Annotated in this window: 12 protein-coding genes; 5 read left to right on the top strand and 7 right to left on the bottom strand. The window is 52.3% G+C overall.

The window, feature by feature from the left end; translation table 11 throughout:
- Nucleotides 1-26: 26 nt before the first annotated feature.
- Nucleotides 27-965: a LysR family transcriptional regulator gene (locus ACSSVF_RS08000; protein WP_492402663.1), complete on the bottom strand. Its 939-nt coding sequence runs from the start codon at nt 963-965 to the stop codon at nt 27-29.
- 186 nt (nt 966-1,151) lie between these two features.
- Here ACSSVF_RS08000 and ACSSVF_RS07995 point away from each other — a divergent pair, with 186 nt between their 5' ends.
- The 4 genes from ACSSVF_RS07995 to ACSSVF_RS07980 all read left to right on the top strand — a co-directional run bounded on the left by ACSSVF_RS07995 (nt 1,152) and on the right by ACSSVF_RS07980 (nt 4,213).
- Nucleotides 1,152-1,904 carry an electron transfer flavoprotein subunit beta/FixA family protein gene (locus ACSSVF_RS07995; RefSeq protein WP_492402662.1) on the top strand — a complete coding sequence of 251 codons (753 nt, stop codon included), beginning with the start codon at nt 1,152-1,154 and terminating at the stop codon, nt 1,902-1,904.
- Nucleotides 1,901-2,830: an FAD-binding protein gene (locus tag ACSSVF_RS07990; protein WP_492402661.1), complete on the top strand. Its 930-nt coding sequence runs from the start codon at nt 1,901-1,903 to the stop codon at nt 2,828-2,830. The genes ACSSVF_RS07995 and ACSSVF_RS07990 overlap by 4 nt, the downstream gene beginning before the upstream one ends.
- Nucleotides 2,831-2,893: 63 nt before the next feature.
- Entirely contained in the window at nt 2,894-3,676 is a 783-nt protein-coding gene (locus tag ACSSVF_RS07985) for a ferredoxin--NADP reductase (RefSeq protein WP_492402659.1), read from the top strand.
- Between the two features lie 75 nt (nt 3,677-3,751).
- On the top strand, nt 3,752-4,213 hold the full coding sequence (locus ACSSVF_RS07980; protein ID WP_492402657.1) for a GNAT family N-acetyltransferase: 462 nt from the start codon (nt 3,752-3,754) through the stop codon (nt 4,211-4,213).
- Here the strand turns inward: ACSSVF_RS07980 and ACSSVF_RS07975 are convergent.
- The 3 genes from ACSSVF_RS07975 to ACSSVF_RS07965 all read right to left on the bottom strand — a co-directional run bounded on the left by ACSSVF_RS07975 (nt 4,210) and on the right by ACSSVF_RS07965 (nt 7,641).
- Nucleotides 4,210-5,628, bottom strand: coding sequence for an MFS transporter (locus tag ACSSVF_RS07975; RefSeq protein ID WP_492402656.1), 1,419 nt, complete (start codon nt 5,626-5,628; stop codon nt 4,210-4,212). The genes ACSSVF_RS07980 and ACSSVF_RS07975 overlap by 4 nt on opposite strands.
- A gap of 118 nt (nt 5,629-5,746) precedes the next feature.
- Complete coding sequence (locus tag ACSSVF_RS07970; protein ID WP_492402655.1) at nt 5,747-6,538, bottom strand: SDR family NAD(P)-dependent oxidoreductase; 792 nt, start codon at nt 6,536-6,538, stop codon at nt 5,747-5,749.
- A 23-nt stretch (nt 6,539-6,561) separates the two neighbouring features.
- Nucleotides 6,562-7,641, bottom strand: a complete 1,080-nt coding sequence (locus tag ACSSVF_RS07965) for a zinc-binding alcohol dehydrogenase family protein (RefSeq protein WP_492402653.1) — start codon at nt 7,639-7,641, stop codon at nt 6,562-6,564.
- A 97-nt stretch (nt 7,642-7,738) separates the two neighbouring features.
- On the opposite strand from ACSSVF_RS07965, the gene ACSSVF_RS07960 reads away from it, so the two are divergent.
- Entirely contained in the window at nt 7,739-8,650 is a 912-nt protein-coding gene (locus ACSSVF_RS07960; protein ID WP_492402652.1) for a LysR family transcriptional regulator, read from the top strand.
- Here ACSSVF_RS07960 and ACSSVF_RS07955 read toward each other — a convergent pair.
- From ACSSVF_RS07955 to ACSSVF_RS07945, 3 genes are all read right to left on the bottom strand, one after another.
- Complete coding sequence (locus ACSSVF_RS07955; RefSeq protein ID WP_492402650.1) at nt 8,640-9,572, bottom strand: response regulator; 933 nt, start codon at nt 9,570-9,572, stop codon at nt 8,640-8,642. The two genes, ACSSVF_RS07960 and ACSSVF_RS07955, sit on opposite strands and share 11 nt — an antisense overlap.
- A complete protein-coding gene (locus tag ACSSVF_RS07950; RefSeq protein ID WP_492402648.1) occupies nt 9,569-13,006 on the bottom strand; it encodes an ATP-binding protein in 3,438 nt (1,145 codons plus the stop codon). Before ACSSVF_RS07950 ends, ACSSVF_RS07955 begins: the two co-directional genes overlap by 4 nt.
- A 242-nt stretch (nt 13,007-13,248) precedes the next feature.
- Entirely contained in the window at nt 13,249-13,812 is a 564-nt protein-coding gene (locus ACSSVF_RS07945) for a HupE/UreJ family protein (RefSeq protein WP_492402646.1), read from the bottom strand.
- Nucleotides 13,813-14,022 lie beyond the last annotated feature (210 nt).

Raw genomic sequence — 14,022 nt, 5'->3', positions numbered from 1 at the left:
TTCCTCCTACAATCAGACGCGAGCAATCAGGCAATAGCGGGGATATCTATCAGGTCACTGCGCGCCGCGCCTTGCGTGAACGCCTGACAAAACGCCAGAAACTGGCGGATACCGCCGGTTTGATATTTTTGCCTATGCCACAAAAAATAAAAATTCCGGTGAAACTGCAAACTATGGTTTTCGATAGGCACCAGGCTACCGCGCCGGAACGCGTCCTTGAGTGCCAGCCTGGAGATACAACCTATGCCCAGGCCAGACTCCACGGCACGCTTGATGGCCTCGGTATGTTCCAGCTCCAGCGTGATATTCAGCCTGGAGTAATCCTGGCTAAACGCGCGGTCAAATGTCTCCCGTGTGCCCGAGCCTTTTTCACGCACTATCCATGGCTGCAACAATAAATCAGACTTATAGATGGTTTTACCGGTCTGTGCGATTTTCGCCAGCGGATGCGACGGTGCTGCAAAAATCACCAATTCATCGGCGATCCATGGCGCTACAGCGATATCCGGGTGATTACATTCGCCCTCTATCATACCCAAATCCAGTGTATGATTCGCAATTTGCTCAACGATAGTACGCGTATTTTGCACCTGTAGCTGGATATGACTTTGCGGGTATTGTTGCAGGAATTTAGCGACCAATAACGCAACCAGGTAATTACCAACCGTGAGCGTGGCGCCTATTTTCAAGTGCCCGTAACCCTGCTGACCATGCAGCATGCGCTCGATTTCACGGGCGCGGTCCAGCAACTCTACCGCTTTGGGCAGTAATTGCTGGCCGGATTCATTGATACGCAAGCTTTTGCCGACGCGATCAAACAACTGGATTTCAAATTGTTTTTCCAGTTCGATCAGCGCAGTACTGGCTGCGGATTGCGATAACGCCAATTGCGCGCAGGCGCGGGAAACGCTGCCAGCACGGCTAATAGCGACAAATATCTCCAGCTGCCTGAGGGTATATTTCATTCAGATGATGATAATACGATGATTAGGCTAGGTGTGCGGCAATTGAGCGACATCAAATTCATCTAAAAAACAGATATATATTATTATAATAATCAATTTAATAAATATTATAAGCTAGCTTAAAATGCTCGGCAACGTGCAAGCAATTTTTTACCAAATCAAACGTTCTATGAAAGTATTAGGTTTATGAAAATATTGGTGGCGATTAAACGGGTCGTCGATTACAACATCCAGGTTCGCGTCAAGGCAGACGGCTCAGATGTGGATATTGAAGGCGTTAAAATGGGCGTTAACCCATTTGATGAAAACGCGATTGAAGAAGCCATCCGCCTGAAAGAAAAAGGCATTGCGACTGAAATCATTGCCGTCACCATAGGCGGCGCTGCCAATCAGGATATCTTGCGCCATGCCCTGGCCATGGGTGCCGACCGCGCCATGCTGGTGGAAACACAGGAAACCCTGCATTCTCTGGGCGTCGCCAAAGTATTGAAAGCCGTAGCAGAGCGTGAACAGCCGCAACTGATCCTACTGGGCAAGCAAGCGATTGATGACGACGCCGGCCAAACCGGTCAAATGCTTGCGGCTTTGCTGAAACTGCCGCAAGCGACTTATGCCTCACAAATCACCATTGCCGATAACCAGGCGACCGTCGTCCGCGAAATTGATGGCGGCACACAGACATTGGTGGTCGATTTACCTGCCGTGATCACGGCTGACCTGCGCCTGAATGAGCCGCGCTACGTCAAACTGCCTAACCTGATGATGGCCAGGAAAAAGCCGCTGGAAAACATCCCGCTGGAGTCGCTGAACGTCACCCTCACACACAATGTGCAACAGCTTAAAGTGGCCGCGCCACCTTCGCGCCCTGCTGGCATCATGGTCAAGGATGTGAATGAGTTATTGAGCAAGCTGCGCTCACACGAAGGGATTATTTCATGAGAACACTGATTATTGCCGAACATGACGGCCAGCACCTAAACGAACAAGTAGCGCGTGCCGTGACGGCGGCGCAACACTGGCAACAGCCGGTGGATGTATTGATCGCCGCTGCGCAACCAGAGGCACTGGCTGCACAAGTGGCTGCCTTACAAGGTGTCAGCACTGTCTTAGTCGCAACCGATGCTGCCTTGCAACATCCGACCGCTGAACACCTGGCTGATATCATCGTACCGTTGGCCGCCGATTACACTGTCGTGCTGGCAGCGCATAGCGCCTTCAGCAAAAATATACTGCCACGCGTCGCTGCTTTGCTGGATGTGAATATGCTGTCCGACGTGCTGGAGATCCAGGATCGCAATACTTACGTACGTGGCGTTTACGCCGGTAACGTATTGGCCACCGTGCACAACCAGGATGCGACACAGGTACTCACGGTTCGCGGCAGCAAATTTGCAATCGCTGCTGCGGGTGCAGCGGCCGAGATTAAAGCAATTGCAACGCCAGCAGCGCCACAAGGCAGCCGCTGGGTCTCAGAAGCCTTTAATAAATCCGAGCGCCCTGCCCTGACTGCGGCCAAAGTAGTGGTTTCCGGTGGTCGCGCTCTGGGTAGTGCTGACGCGTTCGCCCAGGTCATCGCGCCATTGGCTGACAAACTGCATGCCGCTATCGGCGCCAGCCGTGCCGCGGTAGATGCCGGTTATGCACCGAATGACTTGCAAGTCGGCCAGACCGGCGTGGTGGTCGCGCCTGAGTTATATATCGCCGTCGGTATTTCTGGCGCCATTCAGCATGCTTACGGCATGAAGGACAGCAAAGTGGTAGTGGCGATTAACCAGGACCCGGAAGCACAGATTTTCAAGATCGCTGACTACGGATTAGTGGCAGATTTGTTTGAAGCCGTGCCAGAACTGACAGCTGCGTTATAATAGTCGCTTAGAATAAACCCTTTAAATTCAAATCCTTTGCCTAGCCGCGAGTAAAAATAAGACATGAGTAATAAAAAATATTCCACAGAAACGATATTGAGCGTTCATCACTGGAACGACACCCTGTTTAGTTTTAAGGCCACGCGCGACCCAGGTTTGCGTTTTGAAAACGGCCAGTTTGTGATGATAGGCATGGAAGTAGATGGCCTGCCACTGACCCGTGCTTACAGTATCGCCAGCCCAAACTATGAAGAGCATCTGGAGTTTTTCAGTATCAAGGTACCGAACGGCCCGCTGACTTCACGTCTGCAACACTTGAAAGTGGGCGATCCACTTTTAGTCAGCCGCAAGCCAACCGGTACTCTGGTTACCCACGATTTGAAACCAGGTAAAAACCTGTATTTCTTCTCTACCGGCACCGGCCTGGCCCCATTCATGAGCCTGATCCAGGATATCGAAGTGTATGACCGCTTTGAAAAAGTGATCCTGATTCACGGTGTGCGCTATGTGAATGAACTCGCCTATGCCGACTTTATCAGCCAGGAATTACCGAATAATGAATTCTTTGGCGAAGAAGTGAGAAACAAGCTGATCTACTACCCGACAGTGACACGTGAGCCGTTTAGAAACCAGGGCCGCCTGACTGACCTGGTGGAAAGTGGCAAATTGTTTGAGGATATCGGCCTGCCACCATTGAACCCGGAAACAGACCGCGCGATGATTTGTGGCAGCCCGGCCATGCTTAAGGATAGCGCCGAGATGCTGGATAAACGTGGCTTCAAAGTCTCGCCTCGCATTGGCGAACTGGGCGACTATGTCATTGAAAAGGCTTTTGTAGAAAAATAAGTCTGAAAAATAAGTCTGAAAAATACAAGTCACAAAGCAAAATGATCGCAGTGTGCAGATGTTGAAAGTATCACTATGACATCTGACACTGCGATTTCTTTTGAACCGGCGCAACTGGCTGACCTGCCGGCATTAAGCGCCCTGCTCACCCTGCTGTTTTCGCAAGAACACGAATTCACCCCTGATATCACCGCCCAGCAACGAGGCCTTACTGCCATCTTGCAACAACCTGATAGCAGCCGCATTCTTGTCGCTAGATGCGATGGGGAAGTTATTGCCATGGTGAGTTTGCTGTTCACCATTTCCACCGCCCTGGGTGGCCGTGTCGCTTTGCTGGAAGATATGATCGTGCAGCCGACATATCGTGGCCAGGGCATTGGCTCGCGATTGCTGGCATATGCCCTCACATTTGCGCGCAGCCAGCAGGTACTCAGAATGACCTTGTTGACTGATCACGACAATGTTGCCGCCCAGAAACTCTATCAACAGCACGGGTTTCAGCCGTCCAGCATGCAGGCCTGGAGATTGATACTTTAACGCCTGGCGTCTTTCATGCCTGTGGCGACCACGATCGCCAGCACAAACACGACAGTAAGTAACAAGAAGCCCTGCGCATAGGCCTGGAAGGTCCCTGCAGTACTCGCACCGCACATTTCCTGACGCCATTCCAGGAACACCGCCATCATGGTCACACCCACCACGCCGCCTAATTGCCTGGCATAACTGACGACAACAGAAGATTGCCCCAGATGCTGCGGTTCCATTTCATGCAAGGTGGCAAGGTTGAGTGCCGGCAGAATCATGCCGAGGCCAATACGGCCAACCACGGTTGCGGCGACGATCTCCCAGTATTGCACCGTGTCTGCGGCGAAGACGAATACCAGAAATGAGGCGCCGAATATAGACAAACCCGCCAGGGTGATACGTCTGGGGGAGAGCTTATCCGCCATGCGCCCGGCAAAGGGGATGGTCAGTACCAGCGCAATGCCGGAAGGCAGCAGTAGCAGCCCGGCGTCAGTTGCACTAAACGCCATGGCGCTTTGCAAAAATACCGGGATCAGGTAAGTAGATGCAAACAAACCGAATCCATAGGCAAAGGCTACGAAAGTACCGCGGCTGAATGTAGGTTTGGAGAACAGGTGTAATTGAATAATGGCGTGTGGCAAACTACGTGCATGGCGGATATAGCATGCCATGGAGACGACCAGCAGGATGGCATAACCCCAGGTCCAAAACGCGGCCAGCCCACTATGGTGCAAACTGGAAACAAACTCGATCAATCCTATTGAGGCGGCGGATAGCCAGCCCAGGCCAGCCCAGTCAAATGGTTGCACTTCTCTTTTACGCGGAGCGGGCAACCAGATTCGGGCGGCGATCAGGGCCAGGCATGCAAACGGCACACCTAACAGGAAAATCGCCTGCCAGCCAAATTGATCCAGCATCCAGCCGCTGATGGAAGGCGCGATGGCAGGCGTAAAGGCGATACCGACAATCAGGATGCCAGAAGCGCGCCCCTGGATATTGGGTGGAAATAAACGCATCAAAGCCATGATGCCCAACGGTTGCAACACCCCCGCTGCCAGGCCTTGCACCAGGCGTGCAATGACGACATGTACAAACGTATGGGAATAAAAACCGGCAATACTGGCCGCAATCAATAACCACAACGCACTAATAAATACACGGCGCAGGCCAAAACGCTCAAGTAGCCAGGCCGCAGGCAACATGGCAATCGTCATCGCGGCCAGGAAAGCCGTCATCGCCCACTGGACATGGTCCTGGCCCAGGTGGAAGGTTCTGGTTAGCGCTGGCACCGCCACATTAAAACTGGAGGTGCATAACACCCCGGCAATGGTGCCGAGGCCGATGATGCATAACACCATCCATTTATATTGCTCGCCATAATGCTGTGCAAGTGCGTCAAAGGAATGTGCGTGCCGGAATAACCGCATCAAGTCTTACCCGTTATTGGTCGTAATGGGTGACCTTAACATGCCCTGCCAGCAGAGTCACCCTGCCTGGTACTGCTTCAAAAGCAAAAATGCCGGCCCGGAATAGTAAGATGCTTATTTAAAACGCACTTTTGATCACACCGCCATCGACACGTAAAGCGGCACCGGTAGTGGCTGAAGATAAAGGACTAGCGATGTAAGCCACCAGATTGGCGACTTCCTCTGTGGTGGCGAAGCGTTTGATCAGTGAAGTCGGCCTGACATGCTCAAAGAATTCCTGCTCAAATGCCGCTTGCGACTTATTTTCTGCTTGCGCCAGCGCCTCAACGAAATCGCCCACACCACGCGAGCGTGTTGGACCTGGCAAAATGCTGTTGACGGTGATCTGCGTGCCGGCCAGCGACTCAGCCAGGCCACGCGCGACTGCGATTTGTGCAGATTTTGTCATGCCATAGTGAATCATTTCCGGCGGAATCTGCACCCCGCTCTCGCTAGAGATAAACACGATACGGCCCCAGTCTTTTTGCTTCATGCCAGCTAAATACAGCCTGGCCAGGCGTACACCACTTAATACGTTCACATCAAAAAAACGTTGCCAGTCAGCGTCAGGGATCTCTTCAAACGCTTTCGGCTCAAAAATGCCCAGGTTGTTCACCAGGATATCGACTTGCGGATACTGAGACACCAGAGACTCTGCCACGGCTGCCTGTGTCAGATCGCCAGCGAAGCCTGATACCGTTTTGCCAGTCGTTTGCTGAATGTCTGCAATCGCCTGCTTCACTGAAGCATCGGAGCGGCCATTGATAATCACCTCTGCGCCTTCTTGTGCCAGCAAACGCGCAATCGCCAAGCCAATGCCTGCCGTTGACCCGGACACCAATGCTTTTTTGCCTGCCAGTTGCAAGTCCATATACTTTCCTTTACCAGTCGTGTTTAAAATCCTTCAAGCACAATCTTGCCGATAGATTGCCCCTGCTCTATCAAGGCATGTGCTTTGCGCAGGTTTTCCGCGTTGATCTTGCCCAGATGCTGCTGTACGGTAGATTGAATGTAGCCCTGTTCCACCATCGTAGCTACCGAATTCAATATCTCATGTTGCCTGATCATATCCGCTGTGCCAAATAGTGAGCGTGTAAACATCAGCTCCCAGTGCAAAGAAATACTTTTTTTCTTGAGCAGGCGCGCATCGATGAACTCCGGATCGTCAATCAGTGCCAGCTTGCCTTGCGGTTTCAGCATTTCAATCATGGCAGCAAAATGCTGATCTGTCTTGTTCAGGCCGATCACGTAGTCTACCGGGTGCAAACCAAGTTGCTGTAATTGCGCTTGCATGTCCTGATCCTTTCCTGCAGCACCATGATCGAGCACATAATGTGCGCCATGCTGTAATAACCAGTCCCGGCTCTCCGGTCGTGAAGCGGTTGCAATAATGGTTAACTCAGTCAGCTGTTTTAACAGCTGGATCAGGATAGATCCAACGCCACCAGCCGCGCCGACCACCAGTATGCTGCACTGTCTATCTTTCCTGCTGTCCGGCAAACAGTCAAACAATAACTCCCAGGCGGCCACATGGCAGTCTTCCCTGTTCACCTGCAAGCGGTCAAACAGTAACTCCCAGGCAGTGAGTGCCGTTAATGGCAAAGCCGCGGCCTGGGCATAGGACAAGTTGGCAGGCTTGCGACCCACAATGCGCTCATCCACCAGTTGATATTCAGCATTACTGCCCTGGCGGGTAATCGAGCCAGCATACCAGACCTCATCCCCTGGCTTAAAATGGGTCACCAGCTCGCCAACGGCACTGACGACACCCGCAGCATCCCAACCCAATACCTTAGCCTGCCCTGCAGGCGGCGCACTTCCGAAACGAATTTTTGTATCCACCGGGTTGACGGATACCGCTTTCACTTCTACCAGCAGATCATGCCCGGTGGCGGTTGGTCTAGCTAACTCAATATCTTGTAATGCCTCAGCTTGTTGTATAGGCAAATTTTTATAAAATCCGATCGCCTTCATGTGTATTCCCTTTTTCCACTCACTCAGGCATCTTACCGCGATGATTATCAATAAAAAATAATGTATTATTTAAATATTAATCAATATTTTATTAATAATGATCACGCTAAACGATTTACAAGTATTTGTGACTGTCTGTGAATATCAGGGATTTTCTGCTGCCAGCAAAGTGCTGGAGATCAGCCCCGCTGTCGCCAGCCTGGCGTTAAAGCGCCTTGAGCAACACCTGGATACACAATTACTGGTACGCTCTACGCGCCATGTGGCACTGACTGAGGCCGGCCAGCGTTACCTGCCATTTGCCAAAGCAACGCTGGATACCATGCGGGAAGGCCAGCAAGTGTTACATCAGGAACAACGGGAAATCAGTGGACGCATGACGATTTCCGCACCATCGGATTTAGGCCGGGGCATACTGAGAAAGCTAATAGATCAATTCCAGCACCAGCATCCCAAGCTGGAAATCAAACTACTGGTGAGCGACAAAGTCACGCATCTCTACCAATCAACGGTAGATATGGCGATACGCTATGGTGTCCCCGACGATTCAAATTTATTCGCCACTTCCCTGATGCCCGGCAATCAGCGGGTGATTTGCGCCAGCCCTGAATACTGGGATCTGCATGGCGTGCCAGCCCATCCTGAAGAGTTGATCAAACATGAATGCCTGTGTTTTATGCTGGAGAACGCCGTGCACAACCAATGGCGATTTGAACATTACGGCAACGTGATACATGTCAAAGTGTCTGGCAGCAAAGCCACGAATGATGGTGAGATTGTTCGCCAATGGGCATTAGCCGGATACGGCATCGCTTACAAATCACGGCTGGATGTGGCTGAGGATTTGCAGGCGGGGAGACTGGCGGCGGCGCTTACCGGCTATGAAGCAGAGCGTGCGCCGCTCAACGCGATGACCACCCAGAAGCTTGGGCAATTACCCAATGTGAAGCTGCTTATCCAATTTATTAAGCAGGAACTGGCGGCAAAAGGTCATGCCGTTAAAATTTGATTTTTGAAGTCACCAGCGAAGCCGCCGCGGTCCTGGTTTCAACGCCCAGTTTCTGGAAGACATGTTCAAGATGTTTATTGATAGTGCGCGGGCTGGTGCCCAGAATCTCGCCGACATCCCTATTGGTTTTGCCTTTGACCGTCCAGTACAGCACTTCCGATTCCCGCTTGGTGAGCTGGAATACTTTACCCAATGACTCGATCTGCAACTCATCAGAATGCTCGCGCAACACGATCACCCATTGCTCTTCACTGGTATTGGCCACGGTGAGGCTGAGCCGCGCATTACCCTGATTTACACTCAAGGTTTGCATGGTCTGGCCAGCGGCGAATTGCTGTACACAGCTTTCCAGCCATTGGTAAATCATAGGCGGCAGGGTTTGCACTGCGCTATAGGCCTCTTTGGCTACCCATTCGGCAAAATATTGTTCCAGGTATTGTTTGGCCAAAGGCGTTTGCCATACCAGCCGTTTATCAGCCGGTAAAATGGCAATCGTGGCCTGGCCAAAGGCATCTAAAGCCGAGGTAGCCTGATGCATTTTGGTGGCGTTCTGCACGTGCGCTTTCACGCGTGCCAGCACTTCTGCCGGGCGAACTGGCTTGGTGACATAATCGACACCGCCAGCATCAAATGCCATGGTCACGTGCTCAATCTCGGTCAGGCCGGTCATAAAAATCACCGGGATATGCTGGGTTTCAGCGGTGGCCTTGATACGCCTGCACGTGGCGAATCCATCCAGGCCTGGCATCATCGCATCCATCAGGATCACGTGCGGCTGCACCAGGTGGGCGACCTGCAAGGCCATTTCGCCGGAATTGGCAACACAAACCTGATAGCCCGATTCATCCAGGGCGTCATGCAGATAGGCCAGGTTTTCCGGCACATCATCCACAATCAGGACGGTATAATTTGGGTTGGTCATTTTGCATCCTCAATCAAGCGCTGCAGTGTAGCAAAATCAAAGCGTTCCATGGCCGCATTCAGTGCGTTAATCAATGTTTGGTGATGTGAGTATTCCCGCGCCAGCGTCGCCATCACCTCGCGCGCGCCTTTGACATAGCCTACTTTGGCAAACTGCATCAGGTTCTCCAGCAATGCCTCAGGAATAGCGGGTGCATCAACGGGAGTGATAGCAACCGGAACATTTGCTGCCAATGGTGCTGGTTTATCTTTACTGCTATCGACATAGCGCCAGGTCAGACCCAATCGGTGTCCCACCCAATCCAGCACTTCATCCAGACTCACAGGTTTGACAAAGAAATCCTGTGCCGGGATCTTGGCCTGGTTATCCAGGCTACGGTCATAGGCATTGGCAGACACAATCGCAATCGGAATCTGCGAATGATGCACCTCGCGGATGATATAGGCTGCTTCCCAGCCATCCATCACCGGCATGGCCAGATCCATCAGTATCAAATCAGCCTTCACTGCCTGGTACTGGTTCACACATTCCTGACCATTAGCCGCTTCATGGATGATAAATCCAAGCGGCTGCAAGGTATCCCGTAACAACTCCCTGTCCACCTCTTCATTATCCACCACCAGAATAGTGCGGGGCGAGCCTTCATAGCCAGTACGTTGCCGCACCGCCTGTTTGGATAAATGCGCAGTTTCGCGGATTTGTGGCAAAAACAAGCGGATATCAAAGCGCGTGCCATAGCCCACCACGCTGTCAAAATGGATTTCGCCCCCCATCAGTTGCGTCAACAGCTTGCTGATGGTCAGGCCTAAACCCGTGCCGCCTATGCCGACCACATTGGCCGCACTGCCGCGCTCAAACGGCTCAAAGATCTTCTCAACTTCATTCGGCGCAATGCCGGGGCCGGTATCCTGGATCTCGATCTGCGCAATTTCGCGTGCGTAGCTGATACGGAAAGTCACGCTGCCTTTAGTGGTAAATTTGACCGCATTGCCAAGAATATTCACGAGGATCTGCATCAGGCGTTTATGGTCTGCCCGCACATATTCAGGCAAAACGCCGACCTGTTCAAAATTGAAGGTCAGGCCTTTGTTTTGCGCCTGGATCTCAAACATGCTGACAATATGGGTGATGAATTCAGGAAAGTGCAGCGGCTTTACATCAAATGCCATTTTGCCACTTTCAATGCGCGCAATATCCAGCGTACTCTCTATCAGTGACAGCAAATGCTCACCACCACGACTGATGGTTTTGATCGCCTGCTTGCGATGGTCCGGGATACTGTCATCATTGGTCAACAACTGGGCATAGCCCAGAATACTGTTAAGCGGCGTGCGTAACTCATGGCTGATACCGGTGATATAACGGCTCTTGGCCTGGTTCGCCTCTTCTGCCAGCCGGCGGGCTTTTTGCAGCTGGGTATCGGTTTTCTTGTGTGACTCAATTTCTTCCAACAACAGCCCGGTTTGCCGGTTGGACTCTTCCTGCGCCACACGACGGCTGGCAGACGTGAGTACCAGCCACCAGGCCACAATGCCGCCAAGAAACAGCAATGCGACAAATACCTTAAGATAACCAGAGCGGAAGCGTGCCATCAGTTCAGGATATTGCTGCCCAATGGTCAGCGAATCATGCAGGTAAATCAAACTGATGGTCGCCCCAAACAACAGCATGGCGATCACCATCAGCAACAGGAAGTGCGCCACGCCGCCGTTGAGATGTGGCCAAAAACGCTCTGGCAGAATTTTCCGGTTCAAGGCCTCCCACTGTGCACTCAGCCGCGCCTGCGGCTTACAGGCATCATGGCATCTGGCATCCAGACAGCAACATAAGGAACAGATTGCACCACCATAAGCAGGGCAATGCGCCATATCGCTGACTTCGTAATCTCTCTCGCAGATCACGCACTGCTTGGTCGCAGAGGGTTGCAGGTAGACCGGGCGTTGCCTGGCCAGGTAATACTTGCCTTTGGTATACCAGGCGATCAGCGGCGATAACAGCATCGCGGTGAACAATGAAATAAAGGTAGAAAAAGATTGCGCGACCACCCCCATGACACCAGTGTAAGCGGCAATCGAAATCGCCGATGCAATAAACATGGCGCCGACGCCGACCGGGTTAATGTCATAGAGATAAGCGCGCCTGAACTCTATCCCTTTCGGGCTGAGGCCAAGTGGCTTGTTAATCACTAGATCTGCCACCACTGCGGCAATCCAGGCAATGGCGATATTGGCATACAGGCCCAGGATCTCTTCCAGCGCCTGGAACACATTCAGCTCCATCAGCACGATGGCGATCATCACGTTAAAGGCGACCCAGACAATCCGGCCAGGATGGCTATGCGTGAGCCTGGCGAAGAAATTCGACCACGCCAGTGAGCCGGCGTAGGCATTGGTCATATTGACCTTGATTTGCGACACACAGACAAACAAAGCCGTGATCGCCAATGCGATTTCGTGATTGCTGAACACATGCTCAAAACCAACCAGATACATATGCGTCGGGTTGACCGCAGAACTGATGGGCATATCGCGCGTAAATACCAGGTAGGCCAGCAAAGCGCCAGCCAGCATTTTGAGCATGCCGAGAATCACCCAACCGGGGCCCGCCATCAATACGCCTATATTCCAGCGCCAGTAATTTTCCTTGGTGCGCGCTGGCATAAAGCGTAAAAAGTCGACTTGTTCGCCAACTTGTGGGATCAGCGCCACACCCACAGCGGTGGCCGCGCCAAACATCAACCAGTTGAAATGCCCGCCATTGGCGGATGTCCCGGCAAAATCACTCAACCTGTGCAACACATCGGGATCCGCACGCAGAATCGCGAAAAAAGGCAGAAACATCAGCGCAATCCAGATCGGTTGCGTAATCATCTGTATGCGGCTGATCAGCGTCACGCCATGCGTCACCAGCGGAATCACGATCAGCGCACTGACCAGGTAACCCAGGTATAGCGGCAAATGAAAATAGAGTTCGAGCGCATAGCCCATGATCGCCGCTTCCAGCGAAAACAGGATAAAAGTAAAGGAGGCGTAAATAAACGACGATATCGTCGAGCCTATATAGCCAAACCCGGCACCCCGGGTCAGCAAGTCCATATCCAGCCCGTACTTGGCAGCGTAATAGCTGATAGGCAGGCCGGTCAGGAAAATAATCGCGCCCACAGCCAGAATCGCCCATAAGGCATTGGGGAATCCATAATTAATGGTGATCGTGCCGCCTATCGCCTCGAGTACCAAAAACGAGATCGCGCCCAGTGCAGTATTGGAGACGCGTAAAATGGACCATTTGCGGAAAGCGCGTGGCGTGTAACGCAGCGCATAATCCTCAATTGTTTCGTTGGCTACCCAATTGTTATAGTCGCGACGGATCTTGACGATACGCTGTATCGGTTCGGCAGTGATTTCAGCGGATATTCCGGCAGACGGTATGGTCAATCAAAAACCCTTTAAAAGAGGACAGGTATTCAGGACACAGTAACAACAATGGCATGGCGCCAGGCCATAGCGCTGCCCAAGGCTATATTAAAACGGGCAGGCAAATCAATCACTACGTTAATTGACGCAGGCGGCCAAGGCAAGAATACTGACAGGGCTTTACATTTAGATCAACACAATAAAAAAGCGGACCAGCATGATCCGCTTTTAAAACCCAGATTGTATTGCCTGAGATATCTTGATTAGGCGAGCAGCCAATAAGTACCCAATGCCATCATCACCGCACCCAGCAGCCTGGTCATCCCTTTCAACCATGGTTGCTGCTGGCGGCCCAGCAGCCAACCCAGCCCATGCAAGCCAGCAGTCGCCAACACCATGCCGCCTAAGGCATTCCAGCTTTGGCCTAGCTCTATGCCATGCACATAACCATGTGCCGCCGCAAGCAATGCCACCACTGCCAATCGCAACCATCTGGCAAAACGGCCTTTGCCTATCAGCAAGCCACCCATCACCAGCACGCTGGCAGCAACCAGCATTTCAGCCAGTGACATCGGCAGCCAAACCATGGCAAGCGCCGCAAACACGGCCATCACGCTGACAAACAATACCGGCAATTGCCAGCCTTGTTGCACTGGACGCCGCGCTGCCCAAATCCCCAGTGACAACATCACCAGCAAATGATCCCAGCCAGTCAGCGGATGCAAGAACCCGCTCGCAAACCCTGCCTGCAGATCGTGCCCCGGATGCGCCCAGGCCATGCCCGAAACCAGGCTAGCCGCGATACCCAAAAGAATAGTTTTTTTCATAGAATCTTCTCCCACAACGTTCAATTACCAATAGTTATTTAACTTAGATCACTTCATTTAAGACTATCTAATTTTCTGCAAACCTCGACCCTCAAGCAGGCTGATTTCTGCCGCTCAAAAATGCGCGCTGCGCGTTTGTGGCAAGGCGTGTCGGCGCAGACAGTACACTCTAGTACGGCAAGCCGACACAACGCCGCCACGGACGTGTAG

It is taken from the genome of Methylophilus sp. E2MeOHC9, from assembly GCF_058744375.1.
This window is presented reverse-complemented; position numbering and strand designations above follow the sequence as displayed.